General features: G+C 31.9%; 23 protein-coding genes. 17 read left to right on the forward strand and 6 right to left on the reverse strand.

Annotated elements, in window-relative coordinates:
- Position 1: 1 nt before the first annotated feature.
- Together OH814_RS00340 and OH814_RS00345 are read left to right on the forward strand one after the other, a co-directional pair.
- Positions 2 to 1066 carry a hypothetical protein gene (locus OH814_RS00340; RefSeq protein WP_308826689.1) on the forward strand — a complete coding sequence of 355 codons (1065 nt, stop codon included), beginning with the start codon at positions 2 to 4 and terminating at the stop codon, positions 1064 to 1066.
- Positions 1060 to 4485, forward strand: a complete 3426-nt coding sequence (locus OH814_RS00345) for a sulfatase-like hydrolase/transferase (protein WP_308826690.1) — start codon at positions 1060 to 1062, stop codon at positions 4483 to 4485. The genes OH814_RS00340 and OH814_RS00345 overlap by 7 nt, the downstream gene beginning before the upstream one ends.
- Positions 4486 to 4491: 6 nt before the next feature.
- Here OH814_RS00345 and OH814_RS00350 read toward each other — a convergent pair whose 3' ends face one another.
- Together OH814_RS00350 and OH814_RS00355 are read right to left on the reverse strand one after the other, a co-directional pair.
- Positions 4492 to 5721 carry a YaiO family outer membrane beta-barrel protein gene (locus OH814_RS00350; RefSeq protein ID WP_308826691.1) on the reverse strand — a complete coding sequence of 410 codons (1230 nt, stop codon included), beginning with the start codon at positions 5719 to 5721 and terminating at the stop codon, positions 4492 to 4494.
- A gap of 483 nt (positions 5722 to 6204) precedes the next feature.
- Positions 6205 to 6411 carry a hypothetical protein gene (locus tag OH814_RS00355; protein WP_308826692.1) on the reverse strand — a complete coding sequence of 69 codons (207 nt, stop codon included), beginning with the start codon at positions 6409 to 6411 and terminating at the stop codon, positions 6205 to 6207.
- A gap of 15 nt (positions 6412 to 6426) precedes the next feature.
- Here OH814_RS00355 and OH814_RS00360 point away from each other — a divergent pair, with 15 nt between their 5' ends.
- Together OH814_RS00360 and OH814_RS00365 are read left to right on the forward strand one after the other, a co-directional pair.
- Complete coding sequence (locus tag OH814_RS00360; protein WP_308826693.1) at positions 6427 to 7530, forward strand: linear amide C-N hydrolase; 1104 nt, start codon at positions 6427 to 6429, stop codon at positions 7528 to 7530.
- A 32-nt stretch (positions 7531 to 7562) separates the two neighbouring features.
- On the forward strand, positions 7563 to 8216 hold the full coding sequence (locus OH814_RS00365; RefSeq protein ID WP_308826694.1) for a type II CAAX endopeptidase family protein: 654 nt from the start codon (positions 7563 to 7565) through the stop codon (positions 8214 to 8216).
- A gap of 303 nt (positions 8217 to 8519) precedes the next feature.
- On the opposite strand, the gene OH814_RS00370 is transcribed toward OH814_RS00365, so the two are convergent.
- On the reverse strand, positions 8520 to 8789 hold the full coding sequence (locus OH814_RS00370; protein WP_308826695.1) for a nuclear transport factor 2 family protein: 270 nt from the start codon (positions 8787 to 8789) through the stop codon (positions 8520 to 8522).
- A gap of 500 nt (positions 8790 to 9289) precedes the next feature.
- On the opposite strand from OH814_RS00370, the gene OH814_RS00375 reads away from it, so the two are divergent.
- The 9 genes from OH814_RS00375 (at position 9290) to OH814_RS00415 (ending at position 15135) form a co-directional block, all read left to right on the forward strand.
- Positions 9290 to 9838, forward strand: coding sequence for a hypothetical protein (locus tag OH814_RS00375; RefSeq protein ID WP_308826696.1), 549 nt, complete (start codon positions 9290 to 9292; stop codon positions 9836 to 9838).
- 46 nt (positions 9839 to 9884) lie between these two features.
- A complete protein-coding gene (locus OH814_RS00380) occupies positions 9885 to 10520 on the forward strand; it encodes a DUF4304 domain-containing protein (RefSeq protein WP_308826697.1) in 636 nt (211 codons plus the stop codon).
- Positions 10521 to 10595: 75 nt separating this feature from the next.
- Positions 10596 to 11423 (forward strand): hypothetical protein, encoded by an 828-nt coding sequence (locus OH814_RS00385; RefSeq protein WP_308826698.1) that lies wholly within the window; start codon positions 10596 to 10598, stop codon positions 11421 to 11423.
- A 70-nt stretch (positions 11424 to 11493) separates the two neighbouring features.
- A complete protein-coding gene (locus OH814_RS00390) occupies positions 11494 to 11622 on the forward strand; it encodes a hypothetical protein (protein WP_308826699.1) in 129 nt (42 codons plus the stop codon).
- Between the two features lie 337 nt (positions 11623 to 11959).
- A complete protein-coding gene (locus OH814_RS00395) occupies positions 11960 to 12637 on the forward strand; it encodes a hypothetical protein (protein ID WP_308826700.1) in 678 nt (225 codons plus the stop codon).
- Between the two features lie 83 nt (positions 12638 to 12720).
- Positions 12721 to 13344, forward strand: coding sequence for an SMI1/KNR4 family protein (locus OH814_RS00400; protein ID WP_308826701.1), 624 nt, complete (start codon positions 12721 to 12723; stop codon positions 13342 to 13344).
- Between the two features lie 312 nt (positions 13345 to 13656).
- The gene (locus OH814_RS00405) at positions 13657 to 14229 is read left to right on the forward strand and encodes a hypothetical protein (protein ID WP_308826702.1); all 573 of its coding nucleotides are present in this window, start codon (positions 13657 to 13659) and stop codon (positions 14227 to 14229) included.
- A gap of 68 nt (positions 14230 to 14297) precedes the next feature.
- Positions 14298 to 14501, forward strand: coding sequence for a hypothetical protein (locus OH814_RS00410; protein WP_308826703.1), 204 nt, complete (start codon positions 14298 to 14300; stop codon positions 14499 to 14501).
- Between the two features lie 25 nt (positions 14502 to 14526).
- Positions 14527 to 15135 carry a S41 family peptidase gene (locus tag OH814_RS00415; protein WP_308827001.1) on the forward strand — a complete coding sequence of 203 codons (609 nt, stop codon included), beginning with the start codon at positions 14527 to 14529 and terminating at the stop codon, positions 15133 to 15135.
- Positions 15136 to 15385: 250 nt separating this feature from the next.
- Here OH814_RS00415 and OH814_RS00420 read toward each other — a convergent pair whose 3' ends face one another.
- Complete coding sequence (locus OH814_RS00420; RefSeq protein ID WP_308826704.1) at positions 15386 to 15886, reverse strand: DUF2004 domain-containing protein; 501 nt, start codon at positions 15884 to 15886, stop codon at positions 15386 to 15388.
- 458 nt (positions 15887 to 16344) lie between these two features.
- Here OH814_RS00420 and OH814_RS00425 point away from each other — a divergent pair, with 458 nt between their 5' ends.
- The 4 genes from OH814_RS00425 (at position 16345) to gwsS (ending at position 19896) form a co-directional block, all read left to right on the forward strand.
- Positions 16345 to 16548: a hypothetical protein gene (locus OH814_RS00425; protein WP_308826705.1), complete on the forward strand. Its 204-nt coding sequence runs from the start codon at positions 16345 to 16347 to the stop codon at positions 16546 to 16548.
- Positions 16549 to 17385: 837 nt separating this feature from the next.
- The gene (locus tag OH814_RS00430; protein ID WP_201134403.1) at positions 17386 to 17550 is read left to right on the forward strand and encodes a hypothetical protein; all 165 of its coding nucleotides are present in this window, start codon (positions 17386 to 17388) and stop codon (positions 17548 to 17550) included.
- A 65-nt stretch (positions 17551 to 17615) separates the two neighbouring features.
- The gene (gene gwsG, locus OH814_RS00435) at positions 17616 to 18623 is read left to right on the forward strand and encodes a grasp-with-spasm system ATP-grasp peptide maturase (RefSeq protein ID WP_308826706.1); all 1008 of its coding nucleotides are present in this window, start codon (positions 17616 to 17618) and stop codon (positions 18621 to 18623) included.
- A gap of 184 nt (positions 18624 to 18807) precedes the next feature.
- A complete protein-coding gene (gwsS, locus tag OH814_RS00440) occupies positions 18808 to 19896 on the forward strand; it encodes a grasp-with-spasm system SPASM domain peptide maturase (protein WP_308826707.1) in 1089 nt (362 codons plus the stop codon).
- Between the two features lie 1191 nt (positions 19897 to 21087).
- Here gwsS and OH814_RS00445 read toward each other — a convergent pair.
- On the reverse strand, positions 21088 to 21924 hold the full coding sequence (locus tag OH814_RS00445; protein ID WP_201134400.1) for a DUF6625 family protein: 837 nt from the start codon (positions 21922 to 21924) through the stop codon (positions 21088 to 21090).
- 149 nt (positions 21925 to 22073) lie between these two features.
- On the reverse strand, positions 22074 to 23144 hold the full coding sequence (locus OH814_RS00450) for a TlpA disulfide reductase family protein (RefSeq protein ID WP_308826708.1): 1071 nt from the start codon (positions 23142 to 23144) through the stop codon (positions 22074 to 22076).
- Positions 23145 to 23161: the final 17 nt, after the last annotated feature.

The following is a 23161-nucleotide window of genomic DNA, read 5'->3' on the forward strand; positions in this document are numbered from 1 at the left end:
TATGCTAATCGCATCGGTACATTTTCTTTTTGTCATTTTTATTGTGATGTTATCACTGGTGGTGATATTGGTCATCATCGTGCTCATCTACAATTTTATTGAGTATAAAGAATCTGCGAGAACAACAGCGTGGTCCGTTATTATCGATAAAAAAATATCTGAGGTTATTGTTTATGGTAATGATGAAATTCCCGTCAATCCTCAATTTAATATTCTTGCTTTAAGAAAATCTTTCAAGATTATTTTCCTTCAAAGATTGGTAGAATCTGAGAAAAAATTTTCGGGAGCTGCAAAAAATAAAATCAAAGATTTATTCAAGGAGTATAATCTCAGGGAGGTAGCAATGAATAAACTTGATCAGAAGAAACATTACCTTATTGCCCAGGGAATCCTTGAACTTACAGTGATGGATCATAAAGAGGCAACATCAAAGATTTCCTTATTTTTATCTCATCCATCACAACAGGTTTATCTTGAAGCTCAGTATGCTATGGTAAGACTAAAAGGCTTTGAAGGTTTAAATTTTTTAGACACTTTTTCGTCTAAGATTTCAGAATGGCAGCAGTTGAGATTACTTCTTTCAATTTCGTCTTTGCCTGAAGATGCAGATTTTGCAATTGAAAAATGGTTAAAAAGCAGCAATGATTCTGCGGTAGTTTTTACGCTTAAACTAATAAAAAAGTTTCAGCTCCTTTCCTTTTATTCTAAAATTAAAGAATTACTCAGTACATCTGCTGTAGAGGTGAAAATAAAATCTATCCAGACCTTAATGTCGCTGGAGAATCCTGAAACAGTAGCCTATCTTTCTGCAATATATAATGATCAGCCGGATGATGTACGGTTGGAGATTCTGCGGGTCATAAAATTTTCAAAAGATCATTGCTGTACATATCTGCTTAAGCGAGAACTTTTTGAAGGTAATACATCAGGCATTAAGGTTAATGCTGCACAGGCACTTTATTCATTAGGCTATAACGAATACTTATCAGACCTTGCCAATAAGGAAGATATGTCTGAAGAATCAGTTCAAATTATAAAATACGCATTGCAGGAAAAAGTATGTTAGAATTTTCACACATTGTCTACGAAATCGTTATATGGCTGTATTTATTGTATGGTGCTGCAGTTGCAATTATTTATGGTTGGATAGGAATTTACGCATTCGGAGCGGTTCTACGATACAAAAAAGAAAATGTTTTTACGGATTACAGTATGATTGCTGCCAATGCCAATGCACCGGTTTTCAGTCTCCTTGCCCCGGCCTATAATGAAGGAATGACAATTGTGGAAAACGTACGATCCCTGCTGTCTCTTTATTATCACAATCTTGAAATCATCATCATCAATGATGGAAGTAAGGATGATTCGATGCAGAAAATGATCGAAGCTTACGATCTGGAATGTGTATCTTATTTTGTACAGGGTAAAATTGAAACCAACAATATCAGAGGAATTTATAAAAGCAAGAATCCTGCATTCAAAAAACTTATTTGTGTAGATAAAGAAAACGGTGGAAAAGCTGATGCCTTAAATGTCGGAATCAATGTTTCTTCCGGAGATTATCTGGTGTGTATTGATGTAGACTGTATTCTGGAGCAGGATGCTATTTTAAAGTTGGCAAAACCATTTTTAGAACAAACCGAAAAGAAAATCATTGCTTGTGGCGGGGTAATTCGTCTTGCCAACAATTGTGTGATCGAAGACGGAAAAGTGGTAAGCGTAAATATGCCTAAAACTTTGTTAGGCAGAACACAGGCGTTGGAATATATAAGAGCTTTCGTGCTGGGAAGAATGGCTTGGTCACGTGCTTCAGGTTTGATTCTTATCTCAGGAGCTTTCGGGGTTTTCGACCGGAAAATCGTTCTGGAATGTGGTGGATATGACAGAAATACGGTAGGTGAAGACATGGAACTAGTTGTGCGAATGAGGAGGTACATGGAGGAGCGTAAAGAACCTTATGAAGTAACAACCATCCCTGATCCGCTTTGCTGGACCGAAGTTCCGGAAACAAAAGACATTCTGAAAAAACAAAGAAACCGCTGGATGCGCGGTACGATAGAAACACTTTGGAAACATCGCAAGCTGATGTTTAATCCTAAATACAAGAAACTGGGGATGGTAAGCATTCCGTATTGGTTCTTTTTTGAATTTTTAGGACCTTTGGTAGAGTTTTCCGGGTATATCGTGTTTATTACTTTTCTTATTCTCGGCATTATCAATTGGTCATTCTTCTTCATTTTATTCGCACTCGTTCTTTCAATGGGATTCCTTTATTCTGTTTACGGAATATTGGTCGATATGGTGAGTCATCAGGTGTACAGTAAGAGAAAAGATTTTCTCTCGCTTATTATAACTGCCTTTTCGGAGCCGTTTTATTTCCATTTGATTACAGTGAAAGCTGGAGTAAATGGTTTTATAGACTATTTTAAAAAATCGCATGGTTGGGGCGAAATGACTAGACAAGGCTTCGGCCAGAATACAAAAAACTTACCTTTAAAAGAAAGAATTTTAACAATCCTCAAAAATGGTCTTAGAAAATGGGGGGCTTTTGCGACAACATTCAGTGTTCTTTTCCTCGTTGGAGTGGCTGCAGAATGGCTTTGGTATCGTTTTGTCTTTACAAAAGTAGATTCAGTAGCTATTGTCGGGGCACTTTTTCTGGGTAATATTCTATTTGTATTCCAGCTCATGTTTGGCTTTGGGCTCATATATATTGTGTTGAACTTTATGAAAGAAGGTTGGGCAAGAACTCTGGCCATTATTACCTGCGGATTCGTGGTCTCTTTACAATATATTTTGTTTATTTATTTTTCGGAAACAGGAAATCTACTCGGTGCAGACCTTATCTATTACAGCAAGCAAGAAATGATGCAGATTTTAGAGGCAGGCGGCATGCTTAATTTTAAAAACTATGCTTTACTGGCAATTTTATTGGCGGCATCGTTTACTCCCTTATTCATGTCCGGTCGTTCGGGTTTCAAATCTATTTATCCCGGAATTGGCTTTTTATCATTAGGATTGATTGCTTTTTTTGTTCCGGTAAATATTTTAGGGTTAAATAATTTAAACGAGTTTAATCAAACTGCTGCGAAAAGTAAGTGGGCATATTTTTTCAAAGCCAATGAAGAGAATTTTATCAGCGATCACCCTGAAATTACGGAATTAATGAGCGATGAAGAAGATTTAGCATCAAATACAAATATGCTGAATGAAAATTATCCTTTCTGGAGAAAAGAAGATACCCCGGATTTCTTAGGTCAGTATCTCAACAAATCGGAAGAAGTTCCGAATTTGGTATTCGTTGTTTTGGAAGGTTTTGGCCACGCTTATACATCTCCCAAAGGTTATATTGGGAATTTTACACCCTTCCTTGATTCTCTTTCGCAGAAAAGTCTTTTTTGGGAAAACGGGTTGAGTTCTGCGGGTAGAACTTTTGCTGCATTACCTTCACTCACGGGATCTCTGCCATTTGGGAAGAATGGTTTCTTAGAAATTAAAGAAACTCCTGATCATTTTAATCTGTTCAATATATTGAAATCAAACGGTTTCGAAACGGGATTTTATTATGGGGGAAATCTTATTTTCGACGGCTACAGAGAATATCTGGAATACAATAAAGTTAATAATATTGTCGATATAGGCTCTTATGGCACTTCTTATCAAAAACTTCCAGCCAACAGCGATAACGAAAGCTGGGGTTATGAAGATCAGGCAGTCTTCAAAAAAGTCCTTGAAAAACAAAAAGTTCAAACTCAACCTTATTTTAATATGGTTCTTACACTTTCTACACATCATCCTTTTTTAATTAACAATAAAGAATATTATGAAAAGATGTATAATGAAAGGCTAAAATCAAATGCATTGACATCAGAACAGAAAAAATGGGCTGCAGGATATAAAAAGCAGTTGGCTGCTGTCATAAATGCAGATGATGCTTTGAAACATTTTTTTGAAAATTATAGTAAAAGACCTGATTTTGCCAAAACTATTTTCTTCATCACCGGAGATCACAGTATGCCGGAGATTCTTCTTCAGTCTAAAATAGACCGTTTCCATGTTCCGATGATGGTGTATTCACCTTTATTGAAAGAATCGAAAAAATTCCAGAAAACAGTAAGTCATTTCGATATAGCGCCATCCATTTTAGCCTATTACAGAAAAAATTATAATCTGATTACGCCATCTGCTGTAACATGGGTTGGCAAAGGTCTTTCACCGGATTCTGAGATCAGCAAAAGTGATATTCCGATCATGCAGAGTAAGAGTCTTTTAACAGATTTTGTTTCTGAAAAGTATTATTTACATGATGGCAACCTTTTCATATTGAGCAATTCGGAAGAGAATGAGCTTAGTAATCCTGAGATTTTCAAAAAAGTCCACGGTCGTTTTGATCAGTTTAAAAAAATGAATGCTAAGTTTTATCAGAGTAAAAAGCTGATGCCGGATTCTGTATTCGTCAATTTTATGAAAAAAGCTGCTAAATAATTAAGGCTAAAATTTCCTTGTATATCCTAATGTGACATCAAACTGGTTTCCTTTTTCGTTAGGACGATATTCCTGATTGTAATACATTGTCCCTACAGAAAACAGATTTCTTTTAACGGAAAAATTGTATTCTCCGCCTATTTTAAAGGTTTTTAGCTTAAAAGTTTCGTTCTCAAGAAGATTATTACGGGATTCTTCCGGACTGATTCCAGTTCCGATCTGAAATGCAAAATAATCCTGTGCGCTTTTTGTGTAATAACGTACTGTTCCGGTATAAGAATGTGAAATATTTTTGTTGTCCGGCGTAAGGTAAGTACGGATATTAAACCAGAAATTTTTGTAATATTTACCAATAGAAGCCGTGTACATCCAGATATTATTACTGAAATAAAGCTGTCTGTAACCGATCTCTGCTTCAAAGCTATGAGGAAGATTGGCATTCAACGAAACTCCTGTACGATATTTAGGGAAAATGCCTACGTCATTAGAGTAAGCTCCACCAACATAAAGATAAAAAGTTTTAGTTAATCTCGGATAAGCTTCTAGTTCTATCTGTGTGCCATTTTCAGCAAATTTATTGGCATAATTCCCTCTCAATATAAAAGATCCAATCGGTGTTACTCTTTTATATCCTACTCCCACAATATGCCAATCATTAGTAAATTGCTTATCAAAATGCGAGTAATTGTAGGTAATGTTGATTGCATTTTTAGAAACCAAATCATTAATTCGTACTGCAAGACTGTTTGCTTCCGTATTTTTTGGATTAATCACCAAAAGATTTTTAATAGCTTTTTCAGATTCTGTATATTCTTTATTGGCATAATAAGCTTTCGCCTTCAAAAGCCAAAGTGCTTCAGATTGTGGATGATAGGTAAGTCCTTTGTCGATAATTTCTATCGCTTTGGTTTGGTCATCATTCCAGTATTCCAATGATCCGTATGCAATAAAAAAGTCTTCATTCTGAACATTTTTGTTTTCAAGCTCTTCGAAAACAGCTCTTGCCGCAGCTATATCTTTGCTCCATGTGTACAATCTTCCTAAAAAAACCGATATGTCTGTATAGTTCGGCGCTTTTTGCAATGCCTGTTTTGTAATCTCAATAGATTTTGGATAATCTTTTTCTTCAAATGCTGTTGTTCTGGCTTTTACGAATAATTCGTCTGCTGAAAGATTCTGGCTGTATGCCTGAAATGGAAGTAATAGGAAAAACAAAAATCCAAAATATTTTCTCATTGAAATTAGCTGAATGATATTGAACAAAGATATTGAACTTTTGTAAGTATAAAGATATATTCCATTAAAATTATAAGTTATTCGTAAAAAATAATTAATTAGGACTAAGGAAATTTTAAAAATATCTTTTAAAATAATTCTAATCAATAAAAAAACGTTAACACTAAAAACTAGAGTCTTACCTTTACATAATAAATAATACTTTGTTAGATATAAAACAAGTATCGAGAAATTAGATCAAAAAGTTTCTTCAATCAAAATAATTTATAAAAATACCATGTCTATCTCTTATTATGATTTCAAAAATATGCAGAAGCATTCCCAACATGAATTAGTTCTGTCCAAAGGAAAGGTCATATGTGAAACCGATAAAAATGAACTTAAAATTGTTCTTTATGACATGCGGTCATTTTCTGTAGAGATTGTTTACCATACTGTCACTAAAAAGATTGCAAGCTTGAGCGCCTTTCATAAAAAGGGAATTTAAATCCAATCACTTATTGGATCTTCTGATGAAAGATTAGTAATTTCTGGTAAAAGTTGTTGACGGTCTAATCCTATTTTGGTTACAAATAACCATTGACTTAATTCTGTACTGACTGTAAATTTGTTGAGGATTAAAGATTCAAATTGCAGAGCAGGATTCTGTAAAAATGTAGGCTCACCAATCAATCTTTTCATCGTAGGCATTATAATATCAATTTTATGAAAATTTTCTTTCTGCGCTATTTTTTGATATGCGCTCTTATCTACTCAGTCCAAAGTAAAGCGTGCTCGGCATTTTTGCTGACAGGGAACAATTATAACGTTGTTGGCTTCAATGAAAACTGGAAAACAATGCCCGGAATGATCGTCATTAATAAGCGAGATGTCCTGAAAAGGAATATCAGCTGGCAAAATCTGACAACTGATCAAACACAAGCCAATAAAAAATGGACTTCAAAATTCGGTTCTGTAACCTTTAATCTTTTAGGATATGATCTTCCCTGCTACGGCATCAATGAAAAAGGTCTTTTTTTGGTTGAATTATATCTCGAAGAGACCAGTAAAGTATATAATCCAAAACAGCCTGATATGTTCTGGGCACAATGGATACAGTACCAGTTGGACAACTACAAAACGGTAAAAGAAGTGGTAGACCATCTGAATGATGGTCCCAACATTAACTGGTGGCCCAATGCAGCCGGAAGTCATTTTTTCCTGACCGATGCCAAAGGAAATTCTGCAACGATTGCCTTATTAAACGGGAAATACACCGTACTTACCAATAAGGAAATGCCAATGCCATTGCTATGCAACAATCAGTACCATAAGGATCTGGCCGCTGCTAAAAAATTTGATTTTCTTGGCGGAAATGATAAATTTGATTTTGAACAAAACATAAAATGGGAAGACCGTTACAACCGTGCATACTATATGCTAAAAAATTATACGTACGATGAAAAGCCTGTCGACTATGCGTGGAATATTTTAAACTCCATACATCCCGGTGAATGGCAGACAGTCATTGACACCAGGAAAATGAATCTGTATTTCAGATCTGATCTGAAGAAAGAGGTAAAGACCATAGATATCAGAAAGTTGGATTTCTCCAGAAATGCGGCTATAAAATACTTGGATATCCATACCGATGAGACCGGAATTGTGAACGGGGACTTTCAAAATCTTACAACTCTAAAAAATAATCAATATGTGGAGAAAGGATTTCCAATAGGCTATGACAATAAAGAGTTTGGCGAATCGGACATTTTTGAAAAATTGAAAAAGAACATTGCTAAGTTCTTTGAAAATATCCTGCCGGCATCTTAAGTCTTGTAAAATATACTTTTAAAATGATGAAGATGAAAAGGCTGCTACAAATTAAATGGATATCACCAGCGTTACTTACTATATCTTTTTTACTGATCTATAATCCACTGACCAAATTTCCGTATACTTTCTGTGTCATCATTATTTTTATCCTGATAAGTACCTATTTGCAAAATGGAGATCTGAAATCACTCAATTTCAAGAATCTCAGAGCAAGCGACATTAAGAACATTTTAGTATCATATTTGATCTTAGAATTGAGTGTGGATTTTATTATCCAGCCGCTGGTGAATTGGCTTTGTAACGAACCGGCCGATTACTCTGCCTTTGAGTATATAAAAGGTGACACGCGAAAGTATCTCAAATGGCTTTACAGCATGTGGATCAGTGCAGCGATAGGAGAGGAGTTGCTATTCAGAGCATTTGCTTTTGCTCAACTGAAAAATATCTTTGGTTATAAAAAAGTACTTATAGTCATTCTTTCTGCATTGATGTTCTGTTTGCCTCATTTGTATCAAGGTGCTGTAGGGTTGGTCATGACATTCATATTCGGGATAGCTTTTGGATTTTTATATATTAGATTTAAAAATATCTGGATAAATATCATTATTCATGGGTTGATTGATACCGTGTTTCTAACATTAAGTTACTTGGGATACATTGAGTTTTATCAGTTTATCTGGTAGTCATGTGCTTCTCTCGTAGCCTCTTCAAGCGCAGCTTTTTACGATTTTATGAGAGGATGGATCGTAGTGTCAAAAGAAATTTTGTGGTCTGATGACATTTCGTAAGGTTAATGAGATTGCCTGATTATTCTTGTGATTGCCGAAGATTGTAAAAGTTATCGGAGGTTGGCTGTTTGATAATACTTACAAAGATTGATGTCTTTATACGATTATAATTTATCATAAAAAGATTATCAGTTAGCAATAAAGCCTTTTAGACCTGCCAGTTTACCATTTTCAAACCTCCATACATCGCAATTACTTCTAGGCTATCCATAGAGAGTCAGTATTCACTATGCTTATTGTACCTACTGCTGTGAGATAATTTCCTTCCTCTATCATTGAATCAACCTTGAACCTGAGCGGTTCGATGTAGGCTTCTTTCATATAATCCATGACTTCATCAATTCCCGTTAGAGATGTTTCACCTACGAATGTCCATTGAGTGTCAGTGGTATAATATGCCATAAATTGATCGTAATTACCCGCAGCTATACAAGCATTCGCTTTATTTAATATTTCTTTTAAATTCATTGTACTTGTTTTTAATGAATGTTAGTAAGGTAATCTAAAGTTTATTGATTTATATGCTCAACTGAAATTAATTAGATTCAATGCCCAAATACATGGAATCTACCTTAAAGCTGATAGATACTTATTCCCGAATTTTGAAGTTTCTCTATATCTGTATCAATACATACAAAACCATACGAAACCAACTGAAATCGGCAACTTTTTTACGCAGAGCACGTAACAATACAGCCTGACAACTAGGCTTTAGTCTAGTATGCAAGACAAGAAATGAATGTGCTTTGAAAAGGAGCTTTTCAGCAGTATTTGGGTTCTGTCTGAAAAGTTACTTTTTGAAATATTTGTAGATATTGTGAAACTATTTCAAAGTACTTTTCGAGTTTAACATATGAAAAATGGATCTGGAAATACTACTATATTTGCATAGAAAATTGATTTATAAATCATTTCGATTTTCAGGAACGCCTTTCGATATATATCCAACAATTTGAATTCTGTAAGTAATGGACATTGTAAAACAAATAGACCAGCATACCAAAAATTTAGTTGATGGGCTAGTAAATAGTTCTTTGGAGCAGAGGAAAAGCTTAGCAATTTCCATCTTAGGATTTTACTATCAGTTGCCCAAGTTTGAAGAGACTATCCACAAATATATTGGAATCAAAGTAAAACGAAACCAATTGTTCTTAGATATTATTAACGGTCATATTGAAAATTACCTGGAAACGATAGAAAAAAGTAATGCTGCTATAGATGTCTATGCTGACAACTATGAAGAGCCTGAACCAATAGAAATATTTATGCTGGATGCATTTGCAAGTGGAACCTCTGATTTGAAATTTACGACTAAGATAGTAGCACTTTTTATTGGAATTATTGACACATTGGACTATTATGAAAATTTTTCAGATAGACCTGAGTTTTGGAACAATCTGTTGGAGAAAGAAGTGGGATTTCAAAAGGAAGTTTTAATTCAGCTGGGATCAAAGCAAGCATTCGACGCTTCGATGTATCAAAAGAGATATACAAATGTAAATTTTGATGCACTTTAAGCAAAGCAGCAAACGTTAGCAGAAATACTTAATACCATAGATCCATATGAAACCAAGAGAATTAATAACGACTAATATTGAAATGACCTTACTGGAACCTTTGGCACAAATGGGTTTTACATTTTCAAAAAGCTTATTGACATTTAAGAGAAAAATAAATGGTTTCGTTCAGACGATTTATTTTCAGCTCAACAGATACAATGAAGCGGATGTATGCGCAGAATTTTGGACATCATTTGGCGTGTCTTCAAAAATATATTCAATATGGCATAAGGATGAATTTGGAGAAGAACCGGTAAATGACAGTTTAGGTGGAGCAATGGACTGGAATATCAACGGTTGGGAATTCCCGATCATTGACAAAAAAAGAGAACTGCATTTTCAAATTATAGACGAAAATGAAAGAGAAAAAGTTTTGACAGTGCTTAAACAAAACTTTTTAAATATTGGAATACCTTATTTGAATAAACTTTCTAATTGGGAAAATGCAGCCTACGCACTTGTTGAAAATGAATGTTCTCACTATAAAGCTTGTGATTTTTTTTTAATTGCTGGTAATAGAGATCAAGCACTGTGGACGCTGGAGCAGGGACTAGCTTATTGGGAGAGGAGACCAAAAGCATCATTTCCGGAAGATAGTGATAAAATTAAAATAAGAATGAAAAAATACTTTGGAAAATAGTGCTTCTGCTCAAAAGGATTTTTTTGTTTTTTTAGCTACAAACAAACAAACAAACAAACAAAAATTAAGAAGTCTATGGACAAAAAAGCCAAAAACATATTGTTCAAAACGTATTGGAAAAACGGTTGGATTGATAATAATGAAATACAGATAGATGCTGCTGACTTTGAATATGCAAAATCAAAAGGTTTGATGTTTGAACCTTTGACCATTTCTCACGACCAATGTTTGGACAAGATTTTTGAGATACTTCCCACAATTTCAATCGACAAAGTTGCAACAGCCTTTTTAAGCAGTCTTTCTAATAGACGTTTAGATTGGCGTTCCAGTTTGGCTTCCTATTTTATAGCGAAACAATTGATTCCTCATCAATATACAAAAGCAGTAAGCGGACAAAGTTTTGGAGAAGATGAAGAAGTTATATACGAAAGTTATACTTGTGGAATTTGCAGAGATTTAAAATATGGCATTATAGGCGACAAGGATTATATCAATGAAGACTTAAATGTTTTGAATTTTGAAAGAATAAAATGGGGCGGAATTAGACACGGAAAACTTAGTTACACTTTGTTTGACCTTCAGCAACTTCAGGCAGCAGAAATCCAGGAACCTTCGACGGAGGATATTGAGATTTTTAAAAATATCCTATCCATCATCAAAAATTCTCAACCCAACGATTATCCAAGTGCATTAGAAAAAAAATTATCTACTGCTTTGAAATCAACCAAAGATGAGCGAAAGATATTAATTGAAATTTTAGCTTGCATTGACATTCTTAAACCGGCATCTTATGACAGACCAAGTAGAGGAAAGCACGATTGGACATTTGTTGAATCTTGGCGTGGAGAAGACAAATATAATGAAGAAGCTCTGAATACATATTTTGGAAAATATATGACGTAAAAAAGCGAACTGACAACGCCGGATTAAAATTATCGTACCTGAAATCTTTCTCTGTCATTTTCTTGCAACCTTGAACATTGTTGTTTCACATCAAAGAAAACACCATGGAAACCCAGAAGGTTTAAATACAGGATTCTGGACAGAAGAATTAGCAGCTCCTTATTATGCACTGTCTGATAAAGAAGTTGAAATAATCTAGGCATCTCCGAAGGGAGCTCTACCACCAATTGATCCAGAAAGTGAAGACCCTTCATCTCAGACTGTTGCTACACGCAGAATGGATAGTGATGAAGTTTTACAGGAAAAATTAAAAAACAGTCATCAGTTATCCCTCTTTTTTCTATTTTCAAGAAAGACTATTTTGATTTTGTCATCAAAGAAACCGGCACAAATAATATCGTATTAGAAAAAGATCTGGATGTTGTTCAAAACGATATTGAAAAGATCAAACAATCTTTTCTAGCTGGTAAAATAAAGTATAATTAGAGTATCAGAATTATTTATTTAGCACATGAAGCAACTTTAAAATTCATAAAATGAAGAAAATACTGTTTCTCTATTTTTTATTTTCAGCCCTTACAGCTTGCAAAAATGAAGGAAATAAAGACCGGAATAATAAAAGAAAAAAGGATGACACGAAATCAGTTCCCTTTAAGAAACAGCTTAGTATATCCTCAAAAAGCCCTGTAACAGAAACTGCGCCACCTGATCAAAACCAAGCAAACAGCATTGAAACTCTTGATGCCGATCTGATGCTTTTTAATGGTAAGGTAAAACGGTTTTTCTCCTTAAAAGATTTTAAGAACAACTTCGGAGAGCCAGATAGTACTAAACTAATGAAGCAGGAAGAACCATGCGCCTATGTCTTTCAAAATCTTGATCCAGCTAAAAATTTACAGTACAAATTTTTGTACAAAAATGGTTCGCGTTTTGAAAATTCAGACGAAAAGGTAGCGGTTGATGAGTTTAAATTCACAAAAAAAAATTTTATTTTATACAAGGGAATGATATTTAATGCTTCCACTACAATTGCTCAGCTAAAAGAAATATTTCCCTATTCAGTAGAAAATATAGGTACTATGAATGTTTACGGTGAGGGCGAACTGCAGATGATTCAATTAAGAGAAGGTGATTATGAACTTTACGACGGGCATATCAATATTTTTCTTAAAAACGGAAAACTCTTTTTTATGCAATGGTGGCTTCCGTGTTAGTTGTCAATTGAGGATCTATAAAAATAAGATAAGCTACTAAGATTTTACAGAGTCTATTCTTTAAATTACTTACAAAAAATAGGATGAAACAAGATTTTGAAAAAATAGTAAATTGGTTAAAAGAAAATGCACAGAAAATTCTTAACCATTCGCTTCAAAAACCTGCTACAGAAAGTGAAATTAACGAAGTGGAAAAAACAATTGGTAAAAGTTTCCCCGTTGATTTTAAAGAACTTTATTTATGGCACAACGGATTAAATAACCAGGAAAATTTCGGAAGCCTGTTCTATGGTATGGATTTCTTTCCTGTCAACCGGATTGTTAAAGAGTATTTGTACAAAAAAGAACATTACGCATCTGAAAATATTCCACTTGAAATAGCAGATAAAGAAATTGACCTGACCAATATGTATAATAATGATTGGGTAAAATTCGCTTTTGACGGATCTCATACCGGTTTGTTTATTGATCTGGCCCCAACCAGCCAAGGACATTATGGTCAAATCATCTTCATAGATGATGAATATGGAACAGGGATTTTAGTAGCAAATTCTACAAAAGAGTTGATTGAAATTTTTAAGAATGATTTAGAAAACAATCTTTATCAATTAGATGAAGACGCACTGGAAGATGGAAATCATTATTTAACAGCTGACTCAAAAATTGATATTGTAAATTGGGAAACAAGTGAAATTTGGAAACGATAGACAATTTTTGAAAAAACCACTAAAACCAGATCTTTATATTCTCGCAAAACTGCATTTTATATTTTCTGTATCAAATATTTAGTTGGCATCTTTAGAAATTATTTTAATGATTGGAGGAGATATAAGAGTGGCTTACAAAGAGGTTTTGCACCATTATCAAGCTACTTTGTTAAGGAAACATCTCAAACTTTGGATATTTTGATTTTAAAATATCAGATTTAAAATTAAAAGTATTTTTAAAACTCTTATTTTAAACCTTTGACTCAAGTGCTCGGTTATTTTGGGAATCTTTTAATTAAATTGTATTAAAAAATGAAGGAACTTATTTTGAAAAAAATCACTTTGCGTAAGCGGTGGAGTTTAAGCATATTCATCACGTGTATTATATTGATGTGGGCAGGACTGTTCATTTTATTATATTATGCTTTTAGTGATGATAATAGCTATTTAAATTTCCCTTTTCTTCTTATTTTGTTTATCTGTTTAGTATTTAGCACGCTGGGAATTTATATGTTTAAATTCTTTAATGCGTATATAACTACAGTTAATCAATTAAGTGAAAAGGAATCATCCATTTTCGTTGGGCAGGGAATCTTACGCCCATTTGCCGAACAATGGTTACCTTCTTTTATTATTTACCAGGATAAAGTGCAATTTTTTAAAATATTTAATCAGCCTGCATATACTTTTACTGATATAAAAAGTATACATTTTAAAAGATTCAATTTTACGAGAAGCAGACAAGATTGCAGGATAACCATTCAATTGGTCAATGGTACGAAACATCATTATCATGTACATGGAAATCTAACCCAAAGGATATATTTAAAAAATGAAGCATTGGCGGGTAATCCAAAAATTATGATTGATGATCAATATGCTTAAAAGTTGCCCATTATTAAAAATAAAAAAACAGCTTGTTTTGCTTTTAGTTCTATCGCTTTGTGCCTGCAATGGAAAGAGCAACCAGCAAACCGAAAAAAAAGCAAGCGATACAGAGAAAAACACGTCAGCTCAATAAACAGATTCCTAAATTTAAAAACATTCCTCCTCCGGCTAAAGATAGCTTAGCAAAAGAAGCGAGTTTAAAACAATTAAGTGATAACACGTTATTAATAACATTACCTTCATTTGAGTGGGATGAGAAGAAAAAATAGATAGTATCATAAAAAAAATCAGGTACTGCTTGACAAGACTCCAAATTGGATTATCGATTTGAGGGGGAATATGGGAGGAATTGATTTTACATACAGTCCGTTTATACCTTATTTATATACAAATTCAATAGCGATATTTCCTTCAGAATATTGGGCTAGCGAAGACAATATTAAAAACTATGAGCAACAGCTTAAAGATGAAAGTGTGGACGAAGAAGCTAAAAAATATATTACAGATGTTGTCGCGCTAATGAAAAAGAACCTAGGTAGTTTTATAAACCCGGGAGGTAAGGATATAATGTATATTAAATTAGACTCTATATATGAATATCCTAAAAAAGTCGCTTATTTAATTGATCGCAATACGGCAAGTTCAGCAGAATCCTTATTATTAACAGCTAAACAGAGTAAGAAGGTAACTGTATTTGGCGAAAATTCTTATGGAATGTTAGATTATGCCAATTATCAATATTTTGATATTTTTTGTGCAGAATATAATCTTATCATATCTATATCAAGATCTAAGCGACTTCCTCAAAATCCTATTGATAATATAGGAATCAAACCAGATATACTGATTGATAATGATGAGAAACAGAAAATTAATTTAATCAGATTGCAGTTGGAAAAATGATATTCGTTTTGATAGACTATAACTGTTGATGGATTTCCGGTTATATTGTCCTTCTTAATAAACATGATAATCTATTGCTTCTTTTTATCAATAAGCAATAGATCCTTTTTCTGGGAAATTGCTGACGTAATCTTTCGGGATTTGCGATATTATGACAATCAAAGCACAAATCTCTAATATAAGAAATACCATTGAACTTTCCAGTTTCACACATTATTGCAAACAAGAACCGCTCTTGGAAGTAAGTTTTTTAGCTTTCCATTGCCATATAATCTAATTGTCCATGCTCGTCAGTATTAATTACAACTAAATAATTTGTTATTTCTACTCCAATTGAATAATCAAAAATTGCGAAATTGTCTTCATAGTCAGGATAAAGCCCAACTCTAACTAATTTTAAATTCTTTAAAAGTTGCAGTTCAGGTTCAATAGTCTTATCGTCAAAGTTGATAAGATTTGAAAGCTCTTCTTTTTCAACTTCTTCAAGATGATGTTCCAAATACGATTTTACTGTGTCACCAACTTCGTCATTATAATCATTAAGAATATATGTCTTGTTTAGCTTGTTATACTTTTCAATATTTTCAATGAAATTTTTTACTTTGTCCATTGTTATTGTATCAATGGTTTTGTTTTCGAAGTTTAGGTCTATTTCAATTTCGTCTCCGTCGAACTCAATGTTAACAGTGTAATATTCTTCCAAATTTTCTGCCGCTAAATTTCCGAAATGTGGTAAAGTGTATTCTTTCATTTTTACTGTCTTATTATTATTATTATTATTATTATTATTATTATTATTATTATTATTATTATTATTATTAGGTATTTATCAATTAGATGCTGTTTACTGCTAACTTTAATTCTACGCTGCCCTATTGCAAATAAAACATCTTAAATTAAGCAAATTTGCGATACTTTGCGTTCTTCCAAAGTTATGAAAACATTTAGATAAAACTCAGCTTAGCTTGTGCTACATTCAATATATAGTTAGTTACTATCTTTAATTAATAAAAAAGCAAATCAGAAACCATTAAAGATTGGTTTACTTCGAGATACATTACTACTGGAGGTAAAGTTTTGAATGGTTTAATAAGACGTATAAAAACTTAGGCTGATTAATATTTCTCCAAATAAAACCGTATTTATACGGGATTTTAAGGTTTAAAATTTTTGTAAATTCATCATTACAAAATATTAAAAATCAATGTTATGAAAAATTTAGAAAAATTCAAAAGTAAAGCAAATCAGCTATCAAGAGAAGAAATGAAACAGATAGATGGAGGTATGAAGTGGACCAATGATAGATCCTGCAATGTAAGAGCGACTTATGGTCCAGTAGAAAGCCCTAACGTCTGTTGTAGTCTTGGAGCCAGTGGTTACACAATTACACCTTGGGGTTATGTTTGCAATTAAAAATATTTCCTGATCTACATAGCCGATTTTCAAACCGATAGAATTCTTTTTAGGCTTCCTATTTTTAATAGGGAGCCTAAATTTTTTGGTATGAATTTTGGGTGTTTTTTTGTAACCAACCAATTTATATATTCAAAATTTTAAGAGGGCTTCCACCATCAATCCGGAAGTTCTCTTTTTTGATCCAAAATTATGACATCTAAATTGTGCATTTTTTAACTGTATCTCTCAAAAACATTCTTTCTTATTTATTGATCTATCATAAGCAGATCATATTTCAACTGCTATGACTCCATATGAGGCTGACTGATTTTCTATAGCAAATATATTCCGTGGTCACTGCGCAAAAAAATATTTTTGGGTATCCGGGATCGGAGATCCCAGAGCCTCCGCAAAAAGATTTCAGGCTTACATCAATGTTCTTTCTTATTGTTTTCAAGGAATTGATTACAGTTTTCCTCGTGCCTGCCTGAATGGTAATCTGCATAGAAAAAGTCAGAAACCTCACAAGATGAAATTGCAGTTCATTGAAATTTAAATTATTCTTACAGAGGTCGAGTTGCAAACCTTCTTCTCTCCTTTAAAATTGCTAAAATCTGGCTGTCTATGAATTTGCTTGTTCTCATAACCTAAATCAATCGTTTTTTGTTTATAATCTTAAGGTTATATAATGTCCATTTTTTTTTGGGGAGATTTAAAGGATACTTTCATAAATAACAATAAGCTAAAAATAGCTGTAAGTGATAATATAGATGAAAATTACAATTTTTTTTCACTTAATGGTGTATATTAAATTATTTTTCATATTTTCGTGACTTAATTTTAAATCTATTCAACATGAAAAAGAAATTAACATCTCTACAAGCGAGATCATTACAAAAAAACACGTTGTTAACCATTAAAGGAGGTAAAAAGATTGATCCAATTTCTGGGGTCGATACATTGAACTTGACGTGGAGAAGTGGAGTAGTAAGTGAAGATAGCGTTACTCAAGACGTATAATTATTCCTCACGAAGATTTCAGAGGCTGCCATCGGACAGCCTCTTTTTAATTATCCCTTGTACAGATGAGTTACGAAATATTGATAATTTCTCAGTTCCATTTCGAAGAAACAACTGACGAAATTTGCGATTGGTTATATCATTTAAAAGCCAATTTTATTAGATTAAATATTGAAGAGTTATACAATCCTAAATTATATTCTGTTTTTTCAAATCTAGAAAATAACACTTTACATATTTTTGATAAAAGAAGACAAGAAATAATCGACCTGTCAAAAATTAGGGTTGGTTGGTGCAGAAGATTTACTTTCAAATCATCTTTCTTTGATTTAAAAAAAGATAGTTTAAGCAAGAACGCAGAATCTCTTTCTAGATTCATTTCTTCAGAAATAAATATTTTTTTAAAATCTATATTTGATTTTTATCCTCATATAGAGTGGTTTGATTACTATAAAAATATTTTAGCAATTGATAAAATTGATGTTTTAAGAAAAGCTAAAAAAAATGGTCTTTTAATACCTGAAACATATATTTCGAATGAGAGTACTCCTATCAAAAATCTATTAAAACAAAAATCATTAATTACAAAGCCTATAGCTGAAGTTTCATACTATGATGATGATAAAAATAAGGGTACATATATGTCACATACACAAGAAGTTGAAAACATTGATGGACAATTTATCCCTTCCCTTTTTCAATTGAAGGTAGACAAGAAAATAGAGATAAGAACTTTTGTCTTAGGAGATGATTTTTACTCTATGGCAATATTTTCATCCAATAATAAAAAGACTGCTGTTGATTTTAGAAAGTACGATTTTTTTAAGCCTAATAGAAGGATTCCATATCAGCTACCAACAACTATTGAGAATAGTCTAAAAAAATTAATGAAAGATTTATCTTTAAAGACAGGATCAGTAGATTTTATTTTAGACCAAAATGATCAATATTATTTTTTAGAAGTTAATCCTATTGGTCAATTTGGAATGGTATCATACCCTTGCAATTATAATTTAGAAAAAAAGGTAGCTTCTTTCCTCGTAAATGAAACAGTAAAACTAAAAATGATATAATGGACTCATTCAAAAAGTTAACAAAGAAAAATTTAGTACCGTTTATTCTAAAAGATCCTAAAAAAATATTTATGAAAAACTCCGAATTAAGTCCAAATGATGGACATAGACATGTAAAAGGCAGTTTGTTTAATAATTCAGGAATTTCAATTAATTATGGTTTTTACAAAAATATTACAAAATTTTGAAAAAATATTATCAGTTGTTTCCATCTCTGATTCCTGTAAAAGGTTATCGCAGATCACTTCTACTTGATCCAAGTAGAGTAAATTACTATTTCATTCCTAATGATTTATATGACATAATATCCGAAGATTTTATTGATGTTAATAAACTCTACAATGAATATCCTGATGATATTAGGGTCATAGATGAGTACATTGAGTTTTTAACTAAAAATGAATTAATTTTTGAGGTTTCTTCAAAAGAAGAATCCCTTTTTCCGAAATTAAGCACAAATTGGGAAACTCCTTTTCAAATAACCAATATGGTTATAGATATTGGAAACTATGAAATACAAATGGATAAATTTTCTTTTGAAATAGGAATACTTGGAGTACAGGCATTAGAAATCAGGGTTTTTGATTTAAAATATCTACAATATACAGGTGAATTTATTTCTTTATTAAGTGAGGAGAATCGAGTTAATCGACTAAAAAGTATGCAGATTAATATTTCGGTAAACAATCAATCTTTGTTAAGCTTACACAAAAAAATAATAGATACTTTAGCAAAAAGCTCTATTATAAGTGCTATTAATATATACACTCTTAATAAATTTCAAAAATTTGATAGTGAAAAAATTAATGTTTATGAGAAAAAAGTATTAAATGAAAAAGATTGTGGAGTAGTAGATAATAATATAAGTTTTGTAACAAGAAATTTAATTTTTGAATCAATGACTTATAATTCATGTTTAAATTGTAAACTTTCAATTGATTCTAACGGAGATATTAAAAATTGTCCCTCTATGTCAAAATCATTTGGTAAAATAAATGACAAAAACTTACACGAAATTACTCAAGCTCCTGACTTTAAAAAATATTGGAATATTACTAAAGATTCTATTGAAGTATGCAAAGATTGTGAGTTTAGGTATATCTGTACAGATTGTAGAGTTTATACCGAAAGAACAAATATAGATGAAAATAATTTTGATTTTTCTAAACCCCTTAAATGTAGTTATGATCCTTATACAGGTAACTTAAATTCATGGACAGAGGATGAAACCAAAAAAGAAATTATTAAATTCTACAATCTGACTAATCTTTAAAATTTTTATCATTTTTTTTAATAATTATTTCTATTAGCTTTTGTAATTGATCTATTTACAATAGCTCTTATTTTTTTAACAACTTTCAAAATGATCACGATGTATTTCTTTAGTTGCTTTTTTTAGAATTTCAATGGCAAAATTAACTTAAAAAAGTAAAAAATTTATAGATCAAGCAATTGAAGTGAGATTTAATGAAGTTGAAAATTTTGTTAAGATTTAGATATTGTTGAAAAAACAAATATTAACAAAAGAATTAAAAAAAAGATATTGATTTCTTTAGAAAATTAGCGATATTTTTAAATAAATAATTTTGTTTACAAATATCGCTTAATTAATTTTTATTTAGATAATCTCGATTATCACATTCTTTTCTTTAGCTGAGCAGATTTTAAATAGTTAGTTGGAAGGCAAAAAATGTGAAACTATCTGATTTAAGCTTAGATATTACTTTTTAAAAAATTGAGACTTATAGTAAAATTGTAGAATAGAAACACTGATCTTGATACAATTTAATTATAGCGACCCATAAATCTCAAAGATCTTTTAATGGAAATAGATAAAACGAGTAATGGTCACTAGTACGGTATTTGGTATATTTTGCCTCTAACCAAATCCATTAAAAATATGCAGTTTACTGATTTCAAAAAAGAATATTTTAGTCATACAAACAAAAAGGTCACTATTTATTCAAATTTCGAAAGATGAAGTTGGATGTTTTTTGTGGTCATCCAATACCGGAATAACTATTAACACTTTTCTAAAAGGTCAAACTTGTAACGGTCAAAGTACATCATTATGAATTGAGGATCATGGGATCAAAAATAGTGACTAAAGGCTGGCGGGGTATCAAAAGCATCATTTTCAGATTAAAATAATAATAGCACTTACACTAGCCATAACTTCGAGGAAATGCTCATTGAACTTCCTGATTTTAAGATCGGTGATGAGTTTAAAATATCAAAAACAACTCTACACGAAAAGGCAATACAACCACCTAAATTGTACAGTGAGGCCGATCTGTTGTCAGCAATATAAAACGCTGGCACACTGGTTGAAAAGTATGTAGTGTATTTTACGACCAATTAATTTGACGCAATTGGTCATGAAATTTTAGGATCTATTATATTTGTTTTACGAAATGAATACTTTGGAAATTTTAACAAAAAGAACAATTATAATTAATCTCTTTTATTTAAAATATATTCTAGTTGAACTTATATAGTAAGTGTTAGGAATTTTTTTTGGCCATGCTGGAGGATTAAATTTCTTTTTTAACCAAAAAAGGTGATACATCACTGCCTCATACTTATTTCTATATATAATCTTTCCTTTCTCAAATTTAAGATGCCCTTCAAATCCTTCCATTAAAATAAAATCAAAATAAGTTCTCACTGTTTTTTCTAATTCAGCCAGCTTCATTAGATGCGTGAAACTTTCTATCTCAGTTTCTACATCGAAAATAGAAGAGCCATCCACTAAATAGTCCCAAGCGAAGCTACATTCATCGAAACAATAGTGTTTTGATTCAGAAAAAACTTTTTTATAATCTTTACTCTTTTGAAAGTAATTATTCATTAAGTCTATATTCCTATAAAGCCCAAAACATCCTGTCGTATAATCATGTCGTACACTTAAATAATCGTAATTTTCAAGTATTTCACCGGTGAAAAAAGATCTGATATCACCATAGATAATATCTAAATCACAATGTCCCCAGAAATCATAGCCTTTTATTAATTCAGGAAACATAAATCCATAAGCGGGCTTGAAGTCGCAGAGTTTATACGGATAATCTATATTAATGTTAAAGTTCAGCTTTTCCGATGTCGCAGAGATTATATCGGGCAGGCTTTTTAAAATAATCTTCACATTTTCTGGAAGATTAGGAACTTCATCAGTATTGTCCGTAATTATTACAAAGTCTATGCTTGAATTATAACTGCAAGAATGCAGATAGTATGGTAAATACCAAGGATATTCGCCATACCAGCATGTTATGAGTATAATTTTATCGTATGCTTTCATATTCTATTCATTATGCTATGTCATATCGAAGATGATCGATATGAAAGTGTTGGATTAAGCTATGAAAAACCTTTAACTTGATCCTGTTACATGTTGAGAAAAAATCTAAATCTGATTAAATCTATCAGGAAATTAATTAAATCCTTCCTTTATTTTTGATCCAGTACGCTTTTTAGCTCATCAGGTGAAATATCTTTTGCAATGATTTTGCCCTGTGAATCAAGTAAAAAGTTGGTAGGAAATCTGGTTATGTTAAGACTTAGCGCTTCTACACCATTTTCATCCAAGACATTTAGCCATTTTAAGTCGTAATTTTTAATTACTTTTTTCCAGTTTTGAATATCCTGACTGCGGTCTGTTGATATACCGATATATTCAAATCCGCTTTGATTATATTGATTGTAAATGCTTTTGTATGCGGGTAAATCTTTCAGACATGGGGCACAATAAGAAAACCAAAAATCTATCAGAGTGTATTTTTTTCCATAACCTTTTTGAAGTTGTGTTTTGTCAATGGTCAGCGCTGGAAAGTCATTTCCCATTGTAAATTTTTTATCTCTCTTGATAGTAAGAATTAGATCTTCATAAAGCTTTGATTTTTTGATTTTATTCCCAAAAAATGTCAAATTTTCAGACAGCCCCTCATTAAATCCGATATATCGGTAATCTGAAATAATCATCCATAAGGCTACATATGAATTTGGATTTTGTTTAATGTATTTACTTAAAAAATGATTTTTTTTCATCAAATTATCACTGTCAAAAGGGAGGAGTTCTATACCCTGGTCATCCAGTTGCCTAACAATAAGATTAAACTCTTCTTGTGACTTGCTATGAAGATCTATACGCTTGTCTTTGATCAAGTCATTAACAGATATTTTATAGTTGTTAGCACTATTATCAACAAAAAATGTAGCGAAATACACTCTATTTTCTTCTTTGTCATAGTAGCTAATCTCAAGAGGGTGTGGGAAATCATCAATTATACCGTTAATCAAAAACTTGTTATCTACAACTTTTACTTTATTATTAACCAATTTAAGTTTGGCTGAAGCGGTATCCTTAGCATTTAACTGTATTGGATAAATGGAAAGTTCTTTATTGTTATAAAATTCTGATGTTCCTTCAATTAAAAATTTACTTTGTGATGATAGTAAAACAAACGAAAATGTTAAAAGTATTGGTAAAAGAACTTTAAGTTTTAAGATAGGAATTGTCATTATTTTTCCATTATGAA

The sequence above is a fragment of the Chryseobacterium sp. CFS15 genome, from assembly GCF_031118795.1.
GTDB classification, from domain to species: domain Bacteria; phylum Bacteroidota; class Bacteroidia; order Flavobacteriales; family Weeksellaceae; genus Chryseobacterium; species Chryseobacterium indoltheticum.

Bases quoted from the DNA above. Each gene is read 5' to 3' on its own strand.
- OH814_RS00340 (WP_308826689.1), top strand. From the start codon at position 2: ATGCTAATCGCATCGGTACATTTTCTTTTTGTCATTTTTATTGTGATG.
- OH814_RS00345 (WP_308826690.1), top strand. From the start codon at position 1,060: ATGTTAGAATTTTCACACATTGTCTACGAAATCGTTATATGGCTGTAT.
- OH814_RS00350 (WP_308826691.1), bottom strand. From the start codon at position 5,721: ATGAGAAAATATTTTGGATTTTTGTTTTTCCTATTACTTCCATTTCAG.
- OH814_RS00355 (WP_308826692.1), bottom strand. From the start codon at position 6,411: ATGCCTACGATGAAAAGATTGATTGGTGAGCCTACATTTTTACAGAAT.
- OH814_RS00360 (WP_308826693.1), top strand. From the start codon at position 6,427: ATGAAAATTTTCTTTCTGCGCTATTTTTTGATATGCGCTCTTATCTAC.
- OH814_RS00365 (WP_308826694.1), top strand. From the start codon at position 7,563: ATGAAAAGGCTGCTACAAATTAAATGGATATCACCAGCGTTACTTACT.
- OH814_RS00370 (WP_308826695.1), bottom strand. From the start codon at position 8,789: ATGAATTTAAAAGAAATATTAAATAAAGCGAATGCTTGTATAGCTGCG.
- OH814_RS00375 (WP_308826696.1), top strand. From the start codon at position 9,290: ATGGACATTGTAAAACAAATAGACCAGCATACCAAAAATTTAGTTGAT.
- OH814_RS00380 (WP_308826697.1), top strand. From the start codon at position 9,885: ATGAAACCAAGAGAATTAATAACGACTAATATTGAAATGACCTTACTG.
- OH814_RS00385 (WP_308826698.1), top strand. From the start codon at position 10,596: ATGGACAAAAAAGCCAAAAACATATTGTTCAAAACGTATTGGAAAAAC.
- OH814_RS00395 (WP_308826700.1), top strand. From the start codon at position 11,960: ATGAAGAAAATACTGTTTCTCTATTTTTTATTTTCAGCCCTTACAGCT.
- OH814_RS00400 (WP_308826701.1), top strand. From the start codon at position 12,721: ATGAAACAAGATTTTGAAAAAATAGTAAATTGGTTAAAAGAAAATGCA.
- OH814_RS00405 (WP_308826702.1), top strand. From the start codon at position 13,657: ATGAAGGAACTTATTTTGAAAAAAATCACTTTGCGTAAGCGGTGGAGT.
- OH814_RS00410 (WP_308826703.1), top strand. From the start codon at position 14,298: ATGGAAAGAGCAACCAGCAAACCGAAAAAAAAGCAAGCGATACAGAGA.
- OH814_RS00420 (WP_308826704.1), bottom strand. From the start codon at position 15,886: ATGAAAGAATACACTTTACCACATTTCGGAAATTTAGCGGCAGAAAAT.
- OH814_RS00425 (WP_308826705.1), top strand. From the start codon at position 16,345: ATGAAAAATTTAGAAAAATTCAAAAGTAAAGCAAATCAGCTATCAAGA.
- OH814_RS00430 (WP_201134403.1), top strand. From the start codon at position 17,386: ATGAAAAAGAAATTAACATCTCTACAAGCGAGATCATTACAAAAAAAC.
- gwsG (WP_308826706.1), top strand. From the start codon at position 17,616: ATGAGTTACGAAATATTGATAATTTCTCAGTTCCATTTCGAAGAAACA.
- OH814_RS00445 (WP_201134400.1), bottom strand. From the start codon at position 21,924: ATGAAAGCATACGATAAAATTATACTCATAACATGCTGGTATGGCGAA.
- OH814_RS00450 (WP_308826708.1), bottom strand. From the start codon at position 23,144: ATGACAATTCCTATCTTAAAACTTAAAGTTCTTTTACCAATACTTTTA.